Source organism: Dysgonomonas sp. HGC4 (genome assembly GCF_001261715.1).
Taxonomy (GTDB): domain Bacteria; phylum Bacteroidota; class Bacteroidia; order Bacteroidales; family Dysgonomonadaceae; genus Dysgonomonas_A.
On record NZ_CVRU01000156.1, the window covers coordinates 1 to 21,308 of the forward strand.

The window sequence follows — 21,308 nt, forward strand, 5'->3', positions numbered from 1 at the left end:
AATACTATGAAAAACACATAATGTAAACGTTTGAGAGGCTTATAAAGTTCTATGAATTATCTCTATGCTAAATAGATATGTTTGATGATTATAATAACTAGAGAAACTGTATGATTTAAACATATCGAGATAAGAAAAGGATTATAATATATGTCGATTTATTTTTTATCCTTTTAGAGTTCTGCTTATTGGTATCTTAGTTTGTTTTATTACTTTTGAGAATGATGTCTTTAATTCCTTATATTGTAAAGTGGATGTTTGTGTTAAACCTTATTGCTATTGTGCTGGGTTTGGTACTTAATAAGTTGGGCTACGTAAAGCTAGCTAAGATTTTATCGTATGTGTCTATCGTCGGTGTATCATTAGCTGTTCTATATATGATTGTTCTGTTTGTTATTTTTTATTACCCTTCCATTTTAACTTACTAAATGGTATACTTTCTCATTGAGATTTTCCTCACTGTTTATCTTGATAAACAATGAAAAAGCATCTATTAACGTAAATTTTTATATCACATAAAATAAACGATGAAAATAAAATTATTATTTATATTCTTGATTGTTTTACTCGCATCTTGTAAACAACAGCCTCACAAAAAAGAAATAGAGGAATTTATTTTAGGTTATATTGATAATGTGCACTCAGAAATACTGAATGAAGATCGGGTTTTGAATATATATTTACCTGATGATTATGATAAAGATACAAAATACCCAGTAATTTACTTGTTGGATGGATCAGCAGACGAAGATTTTATTCATATAGTAGGCATTGTACAGTATAATACATTTCCATGGGTCGATAGAGTTCCAAAATCCATCGTCGTTGGTATAGCTAATACTAATAGAAAGCGAAATTTCACTTCACCTAGTAGTCGAGAAGCTGATAAAAAGCTGATACCAGACAATGGAGGTTCTGAAAAATTTATATCTTTTATAGAGAAAGAATTACAACCTTATATAGAAGCAAAATATAAGACCTCTGACAGTAAAACAATTATTGGTCAATCGTTAGGAGGGCTTCTAGCTACAGAAATATTATTTACTAAACCGCAGTTATTTACTAAATATATAATCATTAGTCCCAGCCTTTGGTGGAAAGATGGTGCTCTATTGAATGACGAACCACGTATATTAAATGCAGATTACACTGTTCCGACGGATGTTTATATCGCTGTAGGTAAGGAAGGTTCAATCGACGGCTCGAAAAATCATATAATGGAAGAGGATGCTAAACTATTAGCCGAAAAAATAAGAACTGGTCAATCTAAATATGTAAATGTTTATTTTGATTACTTGCCGGAAGAAAACCATGCAACTGTAACACATCAGGCTGTTTTTAATGCTTTTAGAGCTTTATATCCTAAAAAATAAAAGAGCTTCAATAACTTGAAGCTCTTAGTGCACACGATGAGACTCGAACTCACACATCCATACAGAAACTACCCCCTCAAAGTAGCGTGTCTACCAATTCCACCACGTGTGCCAGAGTTTTAAGAAAAAAAAATGTGACTATGGTCACATTTGAGCGAAAGACGGGATTCGAACCCGCGACCCCGACCTTGGCAAGGTCGTGCTCTACCAACTGAGCTACTTTCGCAATACGGGTGCAAATATATACTCATTTTTTGTTTTTGCAAAATTTTTCTACAAAAGAATTCAATATCTTTGACCTTATTTTATTATAAACAATGAACACCAACTTAACAAAGCTATTATATCAGATTGCGCTTACTCAAATTGAAGGAGTAGGAGATATATTAGCCCGTAATTTAATAGATACTATAGGTAGTGCAGAAGAAGTATTTAGATCAAGTAAAAAATCACTAATTGCAGTAAAAGGAATCTCAACCTATTTAGCAGATGCCGTTTTAGATCCTAAGGTGCTAGAGAATGCTGAGAAAGAACTTTTATTTGTTGAAAAAAATAGTATTCAGACTCTGTTTTATACAGATGATGATTATTGTTATCGTTTGAAAGAATGTATAGATGCCCCGATTCTCTTATATTATAAGGGTAATGCCGATTTGAACGCTACAAAAATAATAAGTATAGTAGGTACTCGTAAATCTACTAATTATGGGAATGATTTCTGTGATAACTTTTTAGCAGATTTAGTTTCAGATTTTCCTGATGTTTTAATTATAAGCGGATTAGCTTATGGTATCGATATTCAGGCTCATAAATCATCATTAAAACATAATTTGGCAACAGTTGGTGTTTTAGCACATGGGTTAGATCGTATATACCCGTCGGGTCACAGGAAGACTGCGGTAGAAATGTTAGAGAATGGAGGGTTGTTAACTGAATTTCCAAGTAGAACGGAGCTAGATAGATTTAACTTTGTTCGCCGTAATAGAATTGTGGCGGGTATGTCTGATGCTACTATTGTTGTTCAGTCAGACAGTAAGGGCGGGTCTTTGATAACCGCAGAAATGGCTAATTCCTATAACAAGGATGTATTTGCTTTGCCTGGAAGAATTTCAGATAAAGAATCAGCAGGTTGTAATATGCTCATTGAAGATAATAAAGCAATCTTGTTACAATCAGCAGATAGTTTTATAAAACATATGCAGTGGGATGCAGGTAAACAAATAAATAAACCAAAGCAGCGTCAATTATTTTTAGATTTATCTAACGATGAGCAAGCTGTATATGATTTATTAGCTACAATTGAGTCATTACATATCAATTTAATAGCTAATCAATTGGGTGTTCCTATTTCTAACTTGTTATCAGTGTTGTTGACTATGGAGATGAAAGGTATTGTAAGAACAATTGCAGGAGGTTCTTATCAACTCTTGTAAGAAGTAGTTTAAAAAACAATAAAAGAAAAGGACTGCCTGTATAGGCAGTCCTTTTCTTTTATAATAAAGGCTTATTATTTTCCTTGCTCTAATCTTAGAGTTACAGTTGTTTGGTCACAAACTTCTGTTGGTCCAAAATATTGAATAGGACCTGGATATACATATTCTGTATTGATAGCCCAATTTTCGCGATTTGCAGCGAAGAATTTAAATGGTGCACCATCTAATTTTACTAAAGCTTTTTGAATTACAGGTTTCATTTCGCCGTGACGACGTTCCATGTTCATCATCATTGTAACAGGTACTCCACCAGCAATCCATTGATCTGCAGGAGCTGTAGTGTTACGTACTGATGACATGTAGCCAGTTTTACCTGCTCCGATAAGTGCCGATGCAGTGTATCCTAATGAATAGCAGTAGTCAGCATCGTAGTTAGATGGAGCAGCACAACGACCTTCGTATCCGAAGAAGTGTACTTGTGGTGAGAATTTACCATCATATTTACCTGCTTTTTTCAATTCAGCTAGACGGTTACCAACCATTTCAGCTAGAAGTTTTTCTGTTTCGATCAATGATACTTGAACGTTTCCGTGTGGGTCACGATCTAGAGTCAACTGACGAGCAACTCCTTCTGGAAGACTTGCGTATACAGCTGAATTATCAGCAGAAAGTTTGCTAATGATATATTGACGTTGTTGATCTTTTGCAATAGCATCAAACTCTTCTTGATGATGTGCCAAGTAATCGTTCAATTCAGAGATAAGAGCTTTAATTGCAGGTACAAATTCGATTAAACCTTCAGGGATAAGAACTGTTCCAAAATTATCACCTTTAGCGGCACGCTTAGCTACAGCATTTGCAATTTCATTTACAATATCATCAAGAGATTGTTCTTTAGCTTCTACTTCTTCCGAAATAATACAGAAGTTAGGTTGAACTTGTAAAGCACATTCTAGAGCGATGTGTGATGCTGAACGACCCATCAATTTGATGAAGTGCCAGTATTTACGAGCCGAGTTACAGTCACGTTGTATATTCCCGATAACTTCAGAGTATACTTTACATGCTGTATCGAAACCAAATGAAGCTTCGATCATTTCGTTTTTCAAGTCACCGTCAATTGTTTTAGGACAACCAATTACTTGTACACCTGCATTAATCGCTTTGTAATATTCAGCTAAAACACAAGCATTAGTATTAGAGTCGTCACCACCGATGATAACAAGAGCTTTGATATTCAATTTTTTTAGAATTTCAAGACCTTTGTCAAATTGCTCAGTAGTTTCTAATTTGGTACGACCCGAACCAATAATATCAAAACCACCAGTATTACGATATTCATCGATAATATCAGCAGTTAATTCTTTGTATTTATGATCGATAAGACCACCAGGTCCCATCAAAAAACCGTAAACTTTATTGTCTTTATTCAGACTTTTGATACCATCAAAAATACCGGCTATAACGTTATGTCCACCTGGAGCTTGACCTCCTGAAAGGATAACACCAACGTTAGCAGTAGGGTAGTCAATTTTATCAGCAGTTTCTACAAACTTAACGATAGGCATACCATAAGTATGTGGGAAAAGTTTTTCAACAGCTTCTTGGTCTGCTACTGATTGCGTTGCTGCACCTTCTTCGATTTTTACAGTACCATGTAATGCTTTAGGCATTTTAGGCTTATAAGCAGCTCTAGCTACTTGTAATGCACTTTTAGTCATGTTGTTTTTATTTGTTTATTTAAATTGGATTAATTACTAGCCTTTCTTTTTACCTAACAAAGAGGTATCGTCCCCACTAGATATTTTTAGATAAACAATCTAAAAAACGAGGTATACCATCTTGTACAAATTTCGCTATTTTTTTTGAAATATAAAAATAGTAATCAGGTGATAAGTCTGAGGAATGATCTAAAAAAGAAAGATCGTCTGAGTTTTGTCAGGCGATCTTTCTTTTTTATTGTTTTCTATCTTTAGAATGTCCATTCTTTAGCCGTTTTGGACGATTGATTCTTATTTGTTGTAGTTTTTGCTCCTTTATAATATTTCATTGCTTCGGGAAGAGATTCACGTATCTTTTTTATACGGGTTTCGTCTGAAGGGTGAGTACTTTGGAATTCGGCAACACTTGCACCTCCGGTCTTCTCGGACATCCTAGTCCAAAAGCCTTCAGCTTCTTGCGGATTATATCCAGCCATTGCCATAAAAATAAGTCCAAGTTTATCGGCTTCTAATTCTTGTTTGCGAGAGTAGGGTAGCATAACACCATATTGTGCTCCAAGGCCGTATACTGAATTAGCTACTGTTTGAACAGCACCTGATGTTCCGCTTAATGCTACACCTAAAGCAGCGCCACCGTATTGTTGCAGCATTTGTTGGCTCATACGCTCATTAGCATGCTTTGCTACAGCGTGTGCCACTTCGTGTCCTAATACAACAGCTAAACCTGTTTCGTCTCTTGTAATGGGTAGGATACCTTCGTAAACTACAATTTTACCTCCAGGCATGCAAAATGCATTAACATCAGCACTTTTAACAAGATTAAACTCCCAAGCATATTCTGCAAGCATACTTTCCATACCATTTGCCTTAAGATAAGTTTCTACCGCATTAGCTATGTTTCTTCCTACTTTTTGTACCAATGCTGTGTTTGCTTTATCTGTAGATTTTGGTGCAGTTTTCATAAACTCACCATACTCTTGCAAACTTAGGTTTAGAACTTCTTGCTCAGAAACTAATAGTACTTGCTTCCGACCAGTCAAAGGGACGCTACTGCAACCTGATAATAATAAAACGACAGCCGAAATACAGTATATAAGGATACTTTTCATCTTTTATAATTATTACTTAATATAATTGAGAACAACATTATTCAGATAATGTTCAATTGGATGGAGTTGTATCACAACATTTACACCCATCGTGCTTCTCGAGTATACGATGTGGAAAATCTCCATGACCTACAATTTCTATAGGACAAGATGTATAAGTTTGTTCTAACCATTCGCTACTGACATTTGAACCCGAGTGGTAATGCAGCCCTTCGTTTACGCAAGCAATATTTTTCACCAAAGAAATCACGGTTCCCACATCATGAGATACAATAATAATAGCAGTATTGGAATTTATTTCTTCCAATATTTTATAGAAGTTAGTCTCGAATCGTTTATCTACATAAGAATTAGGCTCATCAAGTATCAGCAGGTCGGGATTATCTACAATAGCACGTCCCAATAATGTACGTTGGAGTTGCCCTCCCGAGAGATTTCCTATTGGTCTATTAATAAGAGCGTCTAAGCCCATTCTGCTCGCTACATCTTTAGCCTGTTGTTTTTGCTCATTAGTAAAATAAGTAAAAAACTTACGTCTGGGAGTGAGACCCGATAGAATGACATCGAATACCGAAATTGGAAATTTCCGATCTATTTGATTGATCTGTGGTAGATAACCTATATTTAGGCGGTTAACAGATTGATTTTTTTTGTAAAACGAAATATCTCCTGTACTTGGTTTTATAAGTCCAAGTATAGTTTTTAATAGCGTTGTTTTTCCTCCCCCATTAGGACCTATAATTCCAAGAAAATCATTCTGATATATATCCAGATTGACATCATTTAGTATAGGTCTATTGGCTTCGTAACCAACAGTTATATTTTTTAATTCAAGAATTTTATTAGTCATGTTTTTGTGCAATAGCTTTAGCTATTTTTATAAGTTCGTCATTCCAAGAGTAAGATAATGGATTGATAGATACTATTTCAGCTCCAAGTTCTTTTGCTATTGGTTCAGCATTCTTTTTATCATATTCTTCTTGTACAAAGACCACCTTTACATTGTCTTTCTTGGCTTTCTGAATAAGTTCAGACATTTGTTGCGGTGTTGGATTTTTCCCTTCGACCTCAATGCTATATTGATTTAGACCATATTGATCAGCAAAGTAACTTAATGCCGGATGAAAAATTATAAAGGATTTACTTGGTGCTTGTGATAGATATGACTGAATTGTACTATCGGTTGCTAGTATAACTTTTTCGAGATCTTCAAATCGATCAAGATAATAATCGCTATTCTTAGGATCTAACTCAATCATAGAGTTATACATATTTTTAGTGATTATAAGTGCGGTTGAAGGAGAACTCCAAATATGAGGATCGCTACCTTGATGGCTATGACCTTCATGCCCATGATCATCGATAATAATAGGAATGCCTACCGAGCAATCAACTATCTGTAAATTAGGGTTATTGATACTTATATTATTCAACCAAGTATTTTCAAAGCCCAGATTTCCTACTTTGAAAAACACTCTGCTTTTTCCTATATTTACCATTTGGGAAGGAGATGGGTCATAGGATTCGGGGTTTGAACCGGCAGGTATAGCTGTATTTACAGTATACTTATTTCCTACAATTGACTCTAGAAAATATTTTTGAGGCTCAATTGATACCGATAATGTATTGTCCGGATCTTTATGAGGAGGCTTGCATCCCGATAGGGTAACAAGTAACAAGCTTAGTGTATAAATTATATATTTCATTTCAAAATAGGATGTAATGTAAAAATAACTATTATCACATTTTATGAATAGAACCACTTCTATTTATTTTACCAGCTTAAGTGATTTTAGGATCAACCAAGACGAAATAAATTGTGTATTCTATCAAATTCTTTATTCAAATCAATTTCCAAGTCTCTGAGCATTCCCTCGTTTAAGTCATAAACCCAACCTACAACACGTGGATAGCCTGTGTTTTTAAAGGACTCTCTAACTTCTCTTATCTTGATAACATTGATGCATTGTTCATAAATATTTATTTCAACAAAGCGTCTGTATCTTTCTTCAGGGTCTTTTATTTGGCTAAGTTCTTGTTCATGTAATCTGTATATATCACGAATACTTCTTAGCCAAGGGCTTATTAATCCTGAGTCTTTAAATTCAATGGCAGCCTTTATACCTCCACAATTGTAATGTCCGCATACAATAATGTACTTAACATTAAGGTTTAGTACAGCATAGTTTATAACAGATAATACATTGAGATCGGTATTGATAACCATATTGGCTATGTTTCGGTGAACGAAAACCTGCCCAGGTCTCAATCCCATAATTTCATTGGCGTGTACTCTACTGTCTGAACATCCAATGTATAAAAAATCGGGATGTTGTTCATCTGCCAAATGGTGAAAAAACTCGGGATCTTCTTTTAGTTTATTTTCAACCCAACGTTTATTGGCTTCAAATATATCATTATATAAATTATCTTCTATCATTTTATCTTTTCAATTATTTCAATACATTGTTCTATTAGCGATTTTTTTTCATCGTTATAGACGATATAATCAGCTAACTTTAGTTTTTCATCATCTGATAGTTGGCTATTTATTCTTTCAAGAACTTTCTCACGAGTAGTATTATCTCGCAACATTGTCCGTGCTATACGTTCTTCAAGAGGAGTATACACCATCATGACTTTGTCCGTCAATCTTTGCATACCCGATTCATAAAGAATAGCCGCTTCGAGAGCAACTATATGATGATGTTGGTGGCTTTTGACCCACTCGCAATAATGCTGATCAACTACAGGATGTATTATTGAATTCGCAATTGCAAGCTTATATTTATCATTGAAAATATATGAGGCTAATAATTGTTTGTTTAATTTGTGACCTTCGTATAAGTCATTACCAAAGGCTTTCATTAATTTTTCGCGAACTACAGGCGATGATTCTGTGATTTTTTTACTTTCTATGTCGGCAATATAAACGGGGATATCCAGTAATTTAATGATATCTGTTACAGTCGATTTTCCACTGCCAATTCCTCCTGTTATCCCTAGCCTTATCATAACTTATTGCACCTTTGTGTTTTTATATTCGAAAATGAATTCTACATTAGGTGGCGAAATTGTAAGGTTACGTACATAACTTGGACTAGAAGTTATACGTACAGGAACAGAGGCTTGTTTAGAATCTTTTATGCCATCATAATCTATTGCAACCGAAAAGTCTTTCATATTTATAGAGTCTACTTCTGAAACTCCTACAAAAAATGATAGTTTTACTTTTGATGGAAAGAACTTGATATTTAAATTTTCTGGCAGATTAATACACTCTACGGGTATTTCTACATTCTTTTGAGTATATGCTTCTACGGGTACATCGATATCAACTACATCGGGTACAAATTTGATGTTTTTTAGAGATACCAATTTGTATGGTATAACTTTATCGGAATTTAGACCACTCACAGTATCACTCACCGTATAAGCAAACATTAACTTGTCTAGGTCGGGTCTTGCTGCATATGCAGTAACACTATCGGGTACAATTCGTATATCGCTATTCAAAAAGTAACCTGGCGACAAGTTTATCTGACCGTCGAAAACTACGGGTATCTTTTTATATTCAAGAATTGAATAGTTGAATGATATTCGCAGAGGGTCATAACTCAGTATCTGAGTAGAAGAGGGTAGTGCCTTTCTTACATACATATCAAATGTACTACCCTGTAAAACTTTACTTGAGCTACTATTAATTATTGCAGAAACATCTAAGCGCAATGTGTCTCTCTTTTTAAAATAGTATTTAAACATACTAAAGCCATTGTCTTTTATTCTCAAGGAGATTTGAGAGGGCAAAGAATCCTGAAAAATTATACTATCCGGAACAGATACATATTTGATAGGAATTGAAATGGATGTTTCGAAAAATTGATTGTAAACCTGCATGAACCAGAGAATTGCAGCAATTATGACAAAAAAAGAAAAAGTCAGAATTTTTTTCCAAGATATTTTTCTTAAAAAAATTCTGACTTTTTGCCATATTTCATTTACCGCATTGCTCATCGCTTATGCATCTTTATTTCGTCAATGTTATTTACTATTTAAGCTTTAGGCGAACCCTCAGAAACTGCAAATACCGAAGCTTTGTCTATCTTGATTCTAACACTTTCTGCTATTTCAATAATAAAATAAGTTTCACCAATTTCTTTGATTTTACCATGCACTCCTCCGGCTGTAATGATTTTGTCTCCAACTTTCATTGCTTGACGAGCTTCTTGCACTGCTTTTTGTTTCTTTTGTTGTGGACGTATCATAAAGAAATAAAATACCACAATAATAAGACCAAACATAGCGATTGTTCCCCATGCTCCTCCAGCTGGCCCTTCTGCCGCTTGTAAGAATACAACTAATGAATTCATAAAATTTATCGTTTTTTATTTTTATTAAGTCTCTTTCTACAAAGATACTTTTTTTTGTAAAATATAAAAGTGAAAACTGTATATCCTGCACTTTAGGGTGCTAAGATTTTATTTTTTTAATAATTTGTTTTCACTCTTTAGTTCTGTAACTATCGAATCTAATATACCATTTATAAAAGATGAACTTTTATGAGTGCTATATGATTTAGCAATGTTTATATATTCATTCATCGTTACATTAATAGGAACAGATGGGAAAGCTATTAGTTCAGATACTGCGGTCTGCATAATTATCATATCCATAAAAGCGATTCGCTCAGATTCCCAGTTTTTTGCATATTTATCAATATACTCACGAGCCAATTTTACATTAAACATGGTCTCTCTAAGTAACTTTATAGCAAATTGACGATCTTCTTCGTCTTTAAACATCGGAAGTAAAGGTTGATTTGCTCCTTTTTCGGGATCAAATTTCTTTATTGTTTTAATTACAAATGATTGTACTATTTCAATGTCATCATTCCAAAATAAGCTGTCATCTTCTAACAGATCATCTAATTGCTCTTCACAATAGATGAATGTTTTGAATACTTTTCTCCAAAATTCGCGATCTGTATCGTAGTCTGAAACTTCATTAGCTAAATATTCAGCATAAATGTCAGAGTTCAAGATCTTTTCAAGCAAACTTCTTACATAGTTTTCATGGTCTTCCCACGATTGTGGCCTGTCTGAAACATATTTGTTGAATTGTTCATTGCTTTTCAACTGCTTGATAAACAAGTTGTCTGATAATCTAGTGTTTGGATTGATGTCTTCATCGGTGGGCAGTAATTTTGCCTTACGAGACTCTAGACGTCTGGTGTGAGTATCTGTAATTTCGATAAGAAGAGCTAGCAGATAGTAGTATAAGTCATACGACTTTTGAAGACTAAACATTAGTTCGGTTTCTGCTTTTTTGAGGTCTCCACTTTCATTTAGATAAGTAGAATACAGTACTTGTATAACCCGAATACGAATAAGAACGCGATTGATCATTGCTCAATAAGTAAATTTGAGGTGCAAAGGTAATGATTCCTGTCGTATAATTGGTGCTAGATTGCTAGTTTTTCTTCTATTTTTGATTTTTCATAAAAGTGAAATTATTGATATTAATAAAATATATAAACCTACGAAAGGTTCAGAAGTGATATTTTTATTTATATCTTTTTATTAAAATAAGTTTATTCCTTCCTTATATGTTTTATATTTCAGAGTAGGCAGGAGCTCTAGCCTCATTCTTTTTGTGTCGCCATAATAAGAAACTCTACCTATTTTTATGAAGTCGCGTGTGAGAGGGCTTCTGTTTCCTGATATGGATGAATAAAATTCAAAACAACGTGCGGCAGTCATTATCATCCAAAGAGGCATACGCCAAGGTGTAGGATTTTTTTTGTATGTAGTTATGTCATCCAAAAATTGCTGTAATGTCTGGATACCTTCATCTCCAATATGATATATTCCTTGAATATTGGGTTTTATAGCCGCTATTATGGTAGTATTCACGAAGTCGTCTTTAGATATAAGATGTATATATGTGGGCTGTTTCCAAATGCCAAGTAAGTAATGACGAGCAAACCATTGTGCTGCATCAATCATTAATATACCTTTCCCGTAAACCATTCCAACTCGTAGTGAAACAGGTTCGAATTTATATTGCTCTGCATATTGGAAAAGTAATTTTTCTTCTTCCAGTCTAGTTTGAGCATGCGAAGATATTGGTTTACCACTTAATATCCCTGTTGCCGGATTTTGTGGTGTAGTTTCACCTTCTACATGCGGAAAACTTATAAGGATAACTCTTTTAACTTGTTGTTTCGTTGCTACATTCAGTAGATTCTTGAAGTATTGAGTATTAGTCTCAGGCAGAAATTTTTCAGGGTTTGCTTTAAATAATACACCTGCAAAATGAACGATTGTATCTACATTGTTGAATGCTGCAAATAAGGTGTTCTCCTTTACTAAATCTATTTTAAAAACAGATACATTCTTTTTATCGGATAAATCGTTGGGTACTTTTTTATTGTGAACTAATAGATTTAATTCTACATCTTCTTGTTGTAATTTTTGAGCTAATAAGCTTCCCAAATTTCCTGCTGCACCTGTTATTGCAATTCGTTGTTTTGTCATAAAAACTTATTCTGAGTCAATACTGAAAGACAAATATACCTAATATAAGTATGTCCCGAAGTTCTTTTTTCTTACATTTGCAAAAAGTTATTAATAAGATTTAGAGAAACATTACATAAAATACCCATGAGTGATCAAAGATATAATCAGAGAGGTGTATCAGCCTCCAAAGAAGATGTCCATAATGCTATAAAGAACATAGATAAAGGATTATATCCCAAAGCTTTTTGTAAAATAATACCTGATGTATTAGGCGGCGATTCTGAATATTGCAATATCATGCATGCTGATGGAGCAGGTACTAAATCTTCTCTTGCATACATATACTGGAAAGAAACAGGTGATCTTTCTGTTTGGAGAGGAATAGCTCAAGATGCATTGATCATGAATATCGATGATTTACTTTGTGTAGGAGCTACTGATAATATTTTATTATCTTCGACTATAGGACGTAATAAACTATTAATTCCTGGAGAAGTTATTTCTGCTATTATAAATGCTACTAACGATTTGTGTATAGAGCTTTCGCAATTAGGAGTGAATATATATCCAACCGGAGGCGAAACTGCTGATGTTGGCGATTTGGTACGTACCATAATAGTAGATAGTACAGTTACTTGTCGCATGAAGCGTTCGGATGTAATATCTAATGATAATATACAAGCAGGTGACGTTATTGTAGGTTTATCGTCATCGGGACAAGCAACATACGAAACTGAATATAATGGAGGAATGGGTAGTAATGGTTTAACATCGGCACGTCATGATGTATTTGCTAATTATCTAGCTCAGAAATATCCAGAAAGCTACGATGCTTCGATCCCTGCTGATTTAGCATATTCCGGAGCTAAGAAACTAACAGATACAATTGCTGATGTTTCTATTGATGCCGGTAAATTGGTGCTTTCTCCAACACGTACTTATGCTCCTGTTATAAAACAAATATTGGAGCAGTTGCGTTCTCAAATTCATGGAATGGTACATTGTTCGGGCGGTGCTCAAACAAAAGTACTTCATTTTGTAGATAAGGTAAAGATTATAAAAGATAATATGTTTCCCGTTCCTCCATTGTTTAAGCTTATACATGAGCAATCGGGTACCGATTGGCAAGAGATGTATAAAGTCTTCAATATGGGGCACAGAATGGAAATTTATATCTCTCCCGAGTATGCTCAAAAGGTTATTGATATATCTAAATCTTTTAATATTGATGCTCAGATAGTAGGAAGGGTAGAGGCATCTGCCAAAACAGAACTTACCATAGAAAGTGAGTTTGGTACATTTAACTATTAAGTAATAGCACTATTTTGATAGGCATTGAACACAAGAACAAGCAATCTTAACTAACATTTTATTATATATGGAAAATAAATCATTTACTCAGAATCCGAATTTTAATTTCAACACTCCTAATGATGAAAATAGGCCTCCTAAGCCCAATAATAATTTACCTTTGGCAATTGTAGGTACAGTATTAGGTTTTTGTAGTCCATGTTGTATTGGGCTTATATTAGGTATTATTGCGATTGTATTTTCTACTCAAGTAGATTCTAAATACAATGTAGGCGACTATTTTGGAGCTGAAGGTGCAGCTAAGAATGCTAAAATATTAGCTTTTATTGCAATAGGCCTAGGTGTAGTAGGGTTAATTTGGAATATTATTCAAATTGCGACTTTAGGAACTACCGGATTTATGGAATATTATCAACAATATTTAGAACAAGTATCTTAATAAACTATAGTTTACTATATTATAAGAAGAAAGGGTAATATTTACAGTATTGCCCTTTTCTATATTCGAGTATGAGAAAATATATTATTATAGCTTTATCAATAATACTTCCTCTGTTAGTAGTTTGTATGTATTATTTTTATAATGAGGCAAATAGTGGATGGAGTGTACAATGTAGTTTTTATCAGATAACAGGGTTGCAATGTCCGGGCTGTGGAGGGCAGCGAGCATTACACTATTTGTTACATGGCGAATTTTTGAAAGCTTTTAGATCTAATGCCATATTTGTAATTTGTATTCCGTTCTTTGTCTATCTATATATTGTTTTGATTGAGGTGTATGGACTTAAGAGGCAGAAATATCTAAATAGCTTTTTGTTTTCGAGCAAGTTTGGTGTGATTGTATTGGTAGTAACTCTTACTTTTTTTGTCCTTCGTAATATACCTGCTATTCCTTTTGTGTATTTATCTCCACCCTGATTAAGTAGATAAACTCTTACCTCATAAGTTGCTCAAATTCACTTCTAGTCCCCGAAAAAACGTTAAGATCGACTAAGGTTTCTATTCCCTCAATTTCTCCTCTATTTGTATATTGCCAAAATAGCCACTCCCTGTCATTATCTAGTTTAGGTGTATTTTGAATATCACGAATCCAGATAGGGTTATTGGTGAAGTTTTGTGTCAGATATCTTCGGTAAAACTCCCATGTAGTATAAATGATTACTTTTTTCTCATAATGAGCTTCAACTGTTCTTATATAGAGATCTATTTCGTGGAGAATATCGTCGCGATAATTCTCTTTACTACAATTTCCCGAAAACTCAAGATCAATAATTGGAGGAAGGTTGGTACTGTCTTTGGGTACAGAACCTATAAAATTTAGGGCTTGTAATTCGCCATCTTTGCAGAATGTAAAAAAATGGTAAGCTCCTACTGCTATATCTAGCTCTTTAGCTTGTCGCCAATTCTCTACAAAGCGAGTGTCTTTAAAATCACCACCTTCGGTTGCCTTTATAAATGCAAATTGTACTTTCTGCTTATCAAGCTTCTCCCAGTCTATTATCTTTTGATGATGTGAAATATCAATTCCATGAACAGGGTATTGCTCAGAAGATGGATAATTAAGTCTTATATATCCAGAATTATATGCATATTTGAGACCCATAAAACCAACAAGTGTTATAGATAAAAAGATGAAGGTATATAGGATCTGTTTTTTTGTCATTTAATTTACCAACCAAAAGCTTTATCATTCATCCATGTACCCTGCGTTTTCATAACCTGCTCTATAACGTCTCTGGCAACGCCTTCTCCACCTTTTTTATGAGATATATATTTAGCAATACCTCTGATTTCGGGTGCAGCATCAGCCGGAGCAACGGGTAAGCCTACTACTTGCATTACTTGATAGTCGGGAAGATCATCTCCAACGTAAATAATTTCTTCGGGCTTATAACCTGTTTTGGAGAGATAATCATTGAAATCGGTTATTTTAATAGACGATTTCATATATATATGCTCTATTCCTAAGCGAGAGAAACGTAATCTAACAGCTTCTGTATCTCCACCTGTTATAATAGCCATTCCATAACCTGTTTTACATGCCAGATTGAGTGCATAGCCATCTTTTATATTTACCATACGCATAGGTTCTCCTTCAGGAGACATAGGTATACTATCAGGAGATAATACTCCATCTACATCAAATATAAAGGCTTTTATTTTATTTAGATCGTAATTTATAGAACTCATATTTTTATTAAGACTTATTTGTTTTATGTATATTCTTACTTATTAATGCATATATTTCCTTCAAATCAGGGTCTTCTATTAAATCAATATGCTTTTGAATTACATTTTCATCGTAACGTATTGCAGGACCTGTTTGAGCCTCTTGTGGCAATAGGGTGTGAACTTTTGATGCAGTCTCATCAATCAAAGGTAAGAGTGATTCGAAAGGAATACCTTCTTCTTTTAAAATATGCTGAGAAATTGCATACATGTGGTTTACAAAATTACAGGCAAATACGCCTGTTAAATGCAAATATTGGCGTTTCTCGGATGATAAGGTTCGAACTTTATCCGAAATTTGTAGACAAATACTTTGTAATAAATCCAGCTCAGTTTTATTACTTGCTTCTATAAAGATAGGGATTTTACGGAAGTTTAAGTCTCTGTTATCGCTAAATGTTTGAAAGGGATATAATACCCCATATCGAATACTATATCCTTTAAATATATCTAAGCTAATACTACCGGCGGTGTGAAGCCATAGTCCATTGTTGGATGGCATTTCGGTAATAACTGAAAGTAAGGCTGAATCTTTAACTGAAAAGATATAGATATCAGCATTAGTATCAACTGCTTTGATATTGGAGGTTGCTTTAGCATTAACTTTTTGGGCTAATTCTTGTGCAGAATGGTCTGTTCTACTATATACTTGTTGAATAGTAAATGAATGTTTAACTAATTCGGTAGCCAAATGTGTAGCTAGCTTTCCTGCTCCAATAAATACAATATTCATTTGATATCTATTTTCTTGAAGTTATAACCATAAAAAGCCCGATGATAACTAGTATGACTGGGACTATTAATGACGAATAATTATGAATCCATCCAAAGAAGAAATCGAAATTCATAATAACACCTATCGCTGTAAATACAATGCCCATAGTCTTCTCGGCCTTTGTAAATAAAAAGATGATACCGGCAATTATAAAAAATGTACCAATATTCATCAGCTTATCAGCATAGGGAATGTGTGATAATATACCAGTTTTACTTAGTAAATAAATAATACCTATGATAAGAATTAAAAGACCATATGGAAGTCTGTTTCCTGAACTTTTAGCCATGTGAAGGAGATTATATTGTTTTCAGTATTTTTTTGAAGGAGTTAATTCTCTTTGCTACTTGGCACAAGCTATTACTATTATAGTTAGCCTAACCTAAGTAATAAAAGGTCTAAAGGGTTATTTATATTTACCTATATGGACTTTTTCCCATTCTAATTTTTCTTCATCATGCGGAGGCTTTTCTTGATCTTTATGACCAAAAGTAATGATGGATAGAACTTGTAATTGCATTGGGATATCTAATAAGTCTTTCACATATTCTTCGGATGAAGTTTCTGACGCAGTATAGCGATCTCTGATTTGTACCCAACAACTGCCTAAACCCAAGTCTTCTGCCTGAAGTTGCATCATAATGGAGGCTATAGAGCCATCCTCAATCCATACACTACTAGTCAAGGGATCAACAGCTACAACTATTGCCAATGCACAATCTGCAATTAATTTACTAGCCATTTTCTTGCATAACGAGAGTTGAGCAAGTAATTCTTTATCTTCGATAGCAATAAAACGCCAAGGTTTAGCATTTTTTGAAGTCGGAGATTTTAATCCTGCCTTTAAAATTAATTCTACTTGTTCTGCATCAAGAGGTTCAGACGTAAATTTACGTATACTACGTCTTTGTGTGATTAATTCAGAGAAACTATTCATTATTGTGTCTTGGTAAAATTATTTAAGTTGATAGGAGTATTTAAGTAAGGCTTAGTTACTATATAAGCCTTAAGTATTGAATTATATCGTACTTTCTAGTCCTTATCTATCAATTTGTTTATAAATTCTTCTTGGTCTTCGATATCACGAACTCCTTCTGTACTGCTTTTCTTTAATAGAACTGTTAAGGTTTGCATGATAAGCTTAATATCTAATGCAAATGAATATCCATTAATATATAATAGATCGTACTTTAGCTTATCCTTAACAGAGGTATTATATTTACCTTGTACTTGAGCTAAACCTGTTAAACCAGCTTTAACTCTATGGCGCAAGTCGTATTCGGGAATCTCTTTGCAATATTGATCAACAAAGAATGGGCGTTCGGGACGTGGTCCTACAATGCTCATGTCACCCTTCAGTATGTTGTAAATTTGTGGAATTTCATCCAATCGTGTTGCCCGTAAAAAAGCTCCAAGTTTGGTGATTCTATTATCCGATTGTTGAGCTAAAGTTGGTCCAGAGGCTGCTTCTGCATTTTCTATCATTGTTCTGAATTTATAGATGAAAAACGGCTTATTAGCTCGTGTAATACGTTCTTGTTTATAGAATACACTACCTCCTCCAATCTTGAGGCATAGTGCAACGAATAAACCGGGGATAAATGCTACTATAAAAGCTATGGAGCATAGTAAAATATCCAAGATTCGTTTTGCAAAATCATGCTCTATATTTATATCAAATTGTCTTACTTTTAAAACGGGGGTATCTTCTATTTGAATAAAATTGGCATTAAATAGAAAAATTTCCTGAAACTTAGGTTCATAAAAAAACTGTTTGTTCTTTTTAACACAATCTTCAGCCATTTCTTGTTTCCTACTTTCATCTACATCATCGGAAATAAAAATCAGATCTGAATTTAATACGTGTTTTTCTAAATTAACAGATTCTGGGGTGCAAATATGTGTAACATTCGACCAAATACCTTTTGAATGTATTAGCTTTAGTGCTAAATACTTTGCTTTATCATACCCAATGACTAAAACAGTTTTGAGTACATTGTCTCTAAGGTATTTTTTATTAATATATAGATGCCACAGAGTTAGGAGTACGACCTGGACTATGGAGCTCACAATTAATATACTTCGAGGATAAGCCAATCGTCGGGTAAGAAAGCTCATCGCCATTGTTAGCATAAATAAGCATAGAATTGCCACTGTAACGGAATAGGCTACTCCAAATAATGTAAATTCTTTAGGTTTATCAAGTTCGAATACATGCCCTACAATGAGATAAAACAAACCAATATAGGGAGCCATTGATATAATGGAGTATAAATTGTCGTTATATGCAGCTAAACTGTCAGCAAAGTATAAATATGCAAGATAGGTTGATAGATAAATGATAAAGAGATCTACCAGAAGTATAAACATACTAAATCCCTTTCTCGTGAATAATCTTTCCATATATGATTTCCTAAAATTGTTAAATCCTAAATTCAGTATTTAATTGCAAATTTAGAAAGATATTACTAAAAAAGGATATATTCTAAATTTTAATTAAGGTGAAGAACGATAGGAAAGATTGTATCTCATCGCTATTTTTGTTTAAAAAGGAATATCTTTGTACTTTGGTTATTAATAAGTATGTTAAAATAGGATGAAAATATTTCAAGTTATAACCGTGTCGGAATTTGGCGGAGCTCAGTCAGTTGTGGCAAACCTTATTGAAGGGTTGAGCGATGATGATGAAGTTTTCATTCTATATGGAGGTAATGGTGAGGCTTGGAAACATCTAACAAAAAAGGTACATCTAATCAAAATTTGTGAGCATCGAAAGGAAGCTTCTTTGAAGGATATATCTTTGGCCTTTAAATTATTGCGTCTAAGAATAAAATGTAAGCCAGATATTGTTCATTTACACTCTTCTAAGATGGGAGCAATAGGTCGTATCGTTTTTAACCCCAAAACTATAGTGTACAGTGTGCATGGCTTTGACTCTATAAGAAAAGCTTTTCGTAAATTTTTGATTGTAGAGAAATTGTTAAAAAATAGAGTCGCGAAGATAGTTGGAGTTAGCCAATATGATGTAAATTGTTTACAAGAGGAGGGGATATTTCGTAATGTTGAGCTTGTTTACAATGGAGTTGTAGATCATAAGTTTGATAATTTGGAGGCTCTTGAAGATTCTAATTTAAAGAATAAGATTGAAGGTATAAAGAATAATTACAGTAAGTTGATAATGTGTGTATCTAGAATATCTGCACAAAAGAAATTTGACTTATTTATTGATATTGCAAAGCAAAGAACTGAGTATGCATTTGTTTGGATTGGGAACAAGGAGATTATCTCAGATTTGCCATCTAATGTATTTTGTTTAGGCGAAACGCATGCAGCATATGTGTATTTGAAATACGCTGATGTTTTTATACTGCCTTCTAATTATGAGGGTTTACCTATTTCTCTATTGGAAGCTTTGTCGTTTGGTATTCCTGTAGTAGCATCTAATGTTGGAGGTATTGGAGAGGTTCTGGATGGAAAGAATGGTTTTGCAGTAGAAAATGATGTTCAATCTTTTACTGAAAAAATAGATTACGTTTTAGAAGGTACAACAAATGAAGTCATGCGATCTGAGGCTCGAAATTCTTATTTGAGAAATTTTACAATAGACAAAATGGTCGAAGGATATACTTCTATATTTAAGGCAATATATAATAAAGGAAATCGTTCATAAAATATGTCAACACCCCTAGTATCAGTTTTAATACCTTGTTATAATGTTGAAGATTATGTGGTTGAATCCGTTTCTTCCATTATGTCTCAAACATATACAAACTTGGAAATCATTATTATAAATGATTCATCGTCTGATGGTACGGCTAATAAATTAGACGAATTAGCCCATAGAGACAGCCGAATCAAGATTTATACGAATGATGTAAACTTAAAATTGATAAAGACTCTCAATAAAGGTGTAGATTTATGTAATGGCAAATATATCGCTCGCATGGATGCGGATGACCTCTCTTTTCCTACAAGAATAGAAAAGCAAGTTGAGTTTTTGGAGAGAAATGAGGATTATGATGTTGTTAGTACCATGTTTTATACTTTTAGAACAGGTAAGGCTAAGCGAAATCTATACATAAATCCGGTAACATATGAGGAATTACAAGCTTATCTTTTATTCAGATCAGGAATTTGTCATCCGGCAGTAATGATTCGTAAGACTCTTTTTACAGATTTAGGATTGAAATTTGAAGAAAAATATTTGCATGTAGAAGACTATGCTTTATGGTCTAAAGCTCTTTATTGTACTAAGTTAGCAAATCTAAATGAACCTCTTCTATATTATAGAGTTCATGAACATCAAGTATCTTCATTAAATGAAAAAAAACAAATTGATAATAAAAAAGAAGTTTTTAAAATTCATTGTGAAAAACTAGGGTTATCGTCATCTGAGGAGGATTTAGATATATATGCATCGGTTGCAGAATGCGTACCAACACATTCAAGTTTTGAATATCTTGAAAAATGTGAGGTGTTTATGAAAGCGTTGTTAGATAGAAATAGAAACGATCAGTTTTGTTCTCCAGAGTATTTAAAGAGGATCTTATCTTTGCATTGGATTCGACTTTGCGCTAATTCAAGATTGGGTGTGAGTGTTTTAGATAAATGTTTTACATCTTCATTATATGATAAAACATATTACAAAAAACGAGATATTTTAATATTACGAATTAAATGTATATTTAAGATGGAATACNAAAAGTCTTTTTTATATAAACTTGTATTTAGATAAAATTATATGAAAAAAATATTGTTAATAACGATATTCTTTATTTTCCTTTTCTATACGTTATATCCTCAGGCTATTTCATTCTTTGGGTATTCTTTCCTTTTTAC

The 21,308-nt window shown here is 33.6% G+C and carries 23 protein-coding genes and 2 tRNA genes; 7 read left to right on the forward strand and 18 right to left on the reverse strand.

Going from position 1 to position 21,308, the window contains the following annotated elements; all coding sequences use genetic code 11:
• Positions 1–527 precede the first annotated feature (527 nt).
• Entirely contained in the window at positions 528–1,373 is an 846-nt protein-coding gene (locus HGC4_RS14815) for an alpha/beta hydrolase (protein ID WP_050710917.1), read from the forward strand.
• 28 nt (positions 1,374–1,401) lie between these two features.
• Here HGC4_RS14815 and HGC4_RS14820 read toward each other — a convergent pair.
• Positions 1,402–1,485 (reverse strand) — tRNA-Leu (locus HGC4_RS14820).
• A 41-nt stretch (positions 1,486–1,526) separates the two neighbouring features.
• Positions 1,527–1,599: transfer RNA gene (locus tag HGC4_RS14825), tRNA-Gly, on the reverse strand.
• A 91-nt stretch (positions 1,600–1,690) separates the two neighbouring features.
• Between HGC4_RS14825 and dprA the strand changes: the two genes are divergently transcribed.
• On the forward strand, positions 1,691–2,806 hold the full coding sequence (gene dprA / locus HGC4_RS14830) for a DNA-processing protein DprA (RefSeq protein ID WP_050710918.1): 1,116 nt from the start codon (positions 1,691–1,693) through the stop codon (positions 2,804–2,806).
• Positions 2,807–2,880: 74 nt separating this feature from the next.
• Here the strand turns inward: dprA and HGC4_RS14835 are convergent, their stop codons facing one another.
• The 10 genes from HGC4_RS14835 to HGC4_RS14880 form a co-directional block, all read right to left on the reverse strand.
• The gene (locus HGC4_RS14835) at positions 2,881–4,527 is read right to left on the reverse strand and encodes a diphosphate--fructose-6-phosphate 1-phosphotransferase (protein ID WP_050710919.1); all 1,647 of its coding nucleotides are present in this window, start codon (positions 4,525–4,527) and stop codon (positions 2,881–2,883) included.
• 251 nt (positions 4,528–4,778) lie between these two features.
• The gene (locus HGC4_RS14840; RefSeq protein WP_050710920.1) at positions 4,779–5,636 is read right to left on the reverse strand and encodes a M48 family metallopeptidase; all 858 of its coding nucleotides are present in this window, start codon (positions 5,634–5,636) and stop codon (positions 4,779–4,781) included.
• A 52-nt stretch (positions 5,637–5,688) separates the two neighbouring features.
• Positions 5,689–6,486 (reverse strand): metal ABC transporter ATP-binding protein, encoded by a 798-nt coding sequence (locus tag HGC4_RS14845; RefSeq protein WP_050710921.1) that lies wholly within the window; start codon positions 6,484–6,486, stop codon positions 5,689–5,691.
• Positions 6,479–7,342: a metal ABC transporter solute-binding protein, Zn/Mn family gene (locus tag HGC4_RS14850; protein WP_050710922.1), complete on the reverse strand. Its 864-nt coding sequence runs from the start codon at positions 7,340–7,342 to the stop codon at positions 6,479–6,481. Before HGC4_RS14850 ends, HGC4_RS14845 begins: the two co-directional genes overlap by 8 nt.
• A gap of 92 nt (positions 7,343–7,434) precedes the next feature.
• Positions 7,435–8,076, reverse strand: a complete 642-nt coding sequence (locus HGC4_RS14855) for a carbonic anhydrase (protein ID WP_050710923.1) — start codon at positions 8,074–8,076, stop codon at positions 7,435–7,437.
• Positions 8,073–8,651, reverse strand: a complete 579-nt coding sequence (coaE, locus tag HGC4_RS14860; RefSeq protein ID WP_050710924.1) for a dephospho-CoA kinase — start codon at positions 8,649–8,651, stop codon at positions 8,073–8,075. The genes HGC4_RS14855 and coaE overlap by 4 nt, the downstream gene beginning before the upstream one ends.
• A gap of 3 nt (positions 8,652–8,654) precedes the next feature.
• Positions 8,655–9,533: a YbbR-like domain-containing protein gene (locus HGC4_RS14865; protein WP_157258324.1), complete on the reverse strand. Its 879-nt coding sequence runs from the start codon at positions 9,531–9,533 to the stop codon at positions 8,655–8,657.
• A 155-nt stretch (positions 9,534–9,688) separates the two neighbouring features.
• Entirely contained in the window at positions 9,689–10,006 is a 318-nt protein-coding gene (gene yajC / locus HGC4_RS14870) for a preprotein translocase subunit YajC (protein ID WP_050710926.1), read from the reverse strand.
• Positions 10,007–10,114: 108 nt separating this feature from the next.
• Positions 10,115–11,041, reverse strand: coding sequence for a transcription antitermination factor NusB (gene nusB, locus HGC4_RS14875; RefSeq protein WP_050710927.1), 927 nt, complete (start codon positions 11,039–11,041; stop codon positions 10,115–10,117).
• 174 nt (positions 11,042–11,215) lie between these two features.
• Positions 11,216–12,172 carry an NAD-dependent epimerase/dehydratase family protein gene (locus tag HGC4_RS14880; protein ID WP_050710928.1) on the reverse strand — a complete coding sequence of 319 codons (957 nt, stop codon included), beginning with the start codon at positions 12,170–12,172 and terminating at the stop codon, positions 11,216–11,218.
• A 126-nt stretch (positions 12,173–12,298) separates the two neighbouring features.
• Between HGC4_RS14880 and HGC4_RS14885 the strand changes: the two genes are divergently transcribed.
• The 3 genes from HGC4_RS14885 (at position 12,299) to HGC4_RS14895 (ending at position 14,383) form a co-directional block, all read left to right on the forward strand.
• Positions 12,299–13,465, forward strand: coding sequence for an AIR synthase-related protein (locus HGC4_RS14885; RefSeq protein ID WP_050710929.1), 1,167 nt, complete (start codon positions 12,299–12,301; stop codon positions 13,463–13,465).
• A gap of 67 nt (positions 13,466–13,532) precedes the next feature.
• Complete coding sequence (locus tag HGC4_RS14890) at positions 13,533–13,904, forward strand: CD225/dispanin family protein (protein ID WP_050710930.1); 372 nt, start codon at positions 13,533–13,535, stop codon at positions 13,902–13,904.
• Between the two features lie 71 nt (positions 13,905–13,975).
• Positions 13,976–14,383: a DUF2752 domain-containing protein gene (locus tag HGC4_RS14895; RefSeq protein ID WP_050710931.1), complete on the forward strand. Its 408-nt coding sequence runs from the start codon at positions 13,976–13,978 to the stop codon at positions 14,381–14,383.
• A gap of 16 nt (positions 14,384–14,399) precedes the next feature.
• Here HGC4_RS14895 and HGC4_RS14900 read toward each other — a convergent pair whose 3' ends face one another.
• From HGC4_RS14900 to HGC4_RS14925, 6 genes are all read right to left on the reverse strand, one after another.
• The gene (locus HGC4_RS14900) at positions 14,400–15,068 is read right to left on the reverse strand and encodes a glycoside hydrolase family 25 protein (RefSeq protein ID WP_255349837.1); all 669 of its coding nucleotides are present in this window, start codon (positions 15,066–15,068) and stop codon (positions 14,400–14,402) included.
• A gap of 65 nt (positions 15,069–15,133) precedes the next feature.
• Entirely contained in the window at positions 15,134–15,655 is a 522-nt protein-coding gene (locus HGC4_RS14905; RefSeq protein WP_050710933.1) for a KdsC family phosphatase, read from the reverse strand.
• Positions 15,656–15,662: 7 nt separating this feature from the next.
• A complete protein-coding gene (locus tag HGC4_RS14910) occupies positions 15,663–16,427 on the reverse strand; it encodes a Rossmann-like and DUF2520 domain-containing protein (protein ID WP_050710934.1) in 765 nt (254 codons plus the stop codon).
• A gap of 7 nt (positions 16,428–16,434) precedes the next feature.
• Positions 16,435–16,758, reverse strand: coding sequence for a LiaF transmembrane domain-containing protein (locus HGC4_RS14915; protein ID WP_050710935.1), 324 nt, complete (start codon positions 16,756–16,758; stop codon positions 16,435–16,437).
• A 117-nt stretch (positions 16,759–16,875) separates the two neighbouring features.
• The gene (locus HGC4_RS14920) at positions 16,876–17,406 is read right to left on the reverse strand and encodes a nitroreductase family protein (RefSeq protein ID WP_050710936.1); all 531 of its coding nucleotides are present in this window, start codon (positions 17,404–17,406) and stop codon (positions 16,876–16,878) included.
• Between the two features lie 95 nt (positions 17,407–17,501).
• The gene (locus HGC4_RS14925) at positions 17,502–18,872 is read right to left on the reverse strand and encodes a sugar transferase (protein ID WP_050710937.1); all 1,371 of its coding nucleotides are present in this window, start codon (positions 18,870–18,872) and stop codon (positions 17,502–17,504) included.
• Positions 18,873–19,065: 193 nt separating this feature from the next.
• On the opposite strand from HGC4_RS14925, the gene HGC4_RS14930 reads away from it, so the two are divergent.
• Together HGC4_RS14930 and HGC4_RS14935 are read left to right on the forward strand one after the other, a co-directional pair.
• Positions 19,066–20,139 carry a glycosyltransferase gene (locus HGC4_RS14930; RefSeq protein ID WP_050710938.1) on the forward strand — a complete coding sequence of 358 codons (1,074 nt, stop codon included), beginning with the start codon at positions 19,066–19,068 and terminating at the stop codon, positions 20,137–20,139.
• Positions 20,140–20,142: 3 nt separating this feature from the next.
• A complete protein-coding gene (locus tag HGC4_RS14935) occupies positions 20,143–21,204 on the forward strand; it encodes a glycosyltransferase family 2 protein (RefSeq protein ID WP_050710939.1) in 1,062 nt (353 codons plus the stop codon).
• Positions 21,205–21,308: the final 104 nt, after the last annotated feature.

Bases quoted from the DNA above. Each gene is read 5' to 3' on its own strand.
- HGC4_RS14840 (WP_050710920.1), bottom strand. From the start codon at position 5,636: ATGAAAAGTATCCTTATATACTGTATTTCGGCTGTCGTTTTATTATTA.
- dprA (WP_050710918.1), top strand. From the start codon at position 1,691: ATGAACACCAACTTAACAAAGCTATTATATCAGATTGCGCTTACTCAA.
- HGC4_RS14880 (WP_050710928.1), bottom strand. From the start codon at position 12,172: ATGACAAAACAACGAATTGCAATAACAGGTGCAGCAGGAAATTTGGGA.
- HGC4_RS14925 (WP_050710937.1), bottom strand. From the start codon at position 18,872: ATGGAAAGATTATTCACGAGAAAGGGATTTAGTATGTTTATACTTCTG.
- HGC4_RS14900 (WP_255349837.1), bottom strand. From the start codon at position 15,068: ATGGGTCTCAAATATGCATATAATTCTGGATATATAAGACTTAATTAT.
- HGC4_RS14890 (WP_050710930.1), top strand. From the start codon at position 13,533: ATGGAAAATAAATCATTTACTCAGAATCCGAATTTTAATTTCAACACT.
- HGC4_RS14850 (WP_050710922.1), bottom strand. From the start codon at position 7,342: ATGAAATATATAATTTATACACTAAGCTTGTTACTTGTTACCCTATCG.
- HGC4_RS14865 (WP_157258324.1), bottom strand. From the start codon at position 9,533: ATGCAGGTTTACAATCAATTTTTCGAAACATCCATTTCAATTCCTATC.
- HGC4_RS14915 (WP_050710935.1), bottom strand. From the start codon at position 16,758: ATGGCTAAAAGTTCAGGAAACAGACTTCCATATGGTCTTTTAATTCTT.
- coaE (WP_050710924.1), bottom strand. From the start codon at position 8,651: ATGATAAGGCTAGGGATAACAGGAGGAATTGGCAGTGGAAAATCGACT.
- HGC4_RS14930 (WP_050710938.1), top strand. From the start codon at position 19,066: ATGAAAATATTTCAAGTTATAACCGTGTCGGAATTTGGCGGAGCTCAG.
- HGC4_RS14815 (WP_050710917.1), top strand. From the start codon at position 528: ATGAAAATAAAATTATTATTTATATTCTTGATTGTTTTACTCGCATCT.
- HGC4_RS14905 (WP_050710933.1), bottom strand. From the start codon at position 15,655: ATGAGTTCTATAAATTACGATCTAAATAAAATAAAAGCCTTTATATTT.
- HGC4_RS14855 (WP_050710923.1), bottom strand. From the start codon at position 8,076: ATGATAGAAGATAATTTATATAATGATATATTTGAAGCCAATAAACGT.
- HGC4_RS14845 (WP_050710921.1), bottom strand. From the start codon at position 6,486: ATGACTAATAAAATTCTTGAATTAAAAAATATAACTGTTGGTTACGAA.
- nusB (WP_050710927.1), bottom strand. From the start codon at position 11,041: ATGATCAATCGCGTTCTTATTCGTATTCGGGTTATACAAGTACTGTAT.
- HGC4_RS14910 (WP_050710934.1), bottom strand. From the start codon at position 16,427: ATGAATATTGTATTTATTGGAGCAGGAAAGCTAGCTACACATTTGGCT.
- HGC4_RS14895 (WP_050710931.1), top strand. From the start codon at position 13,976: ATGAGAAAATATATTATTATAGCTTTATCAATAATACTTCCTCTGTTA.
- HGC4_RS14885 (WP_050710929.1), top strand. From the start codon at position 12,299: ATGAGTGATCAAAGATATAATCAGAGAGGTGTATCAGCCTCCAAAGAA.
- HGC4_RS14835 (WP_050710919.1), bottom strand. From the start codon at position 4,527: ATGACTAAAAGTGCATTACAAGTAGCTAGAGCTGCTTATAAGCCTAAA.
- HGC4_RS14920 (WP_050710936.1), bottom strand. From the start codon at position 17,406: ATGAATAGTTTCTCTGAATTAATCACACAAAGACGTAGTATACGTAAA.
- yajC (WP_050710926.1), bottom strand. From the start codon at position 10,006: ATGAATTCATTAGTTGTATTCTTACAAGCGGCAGAAGGGCCAGCTGGA.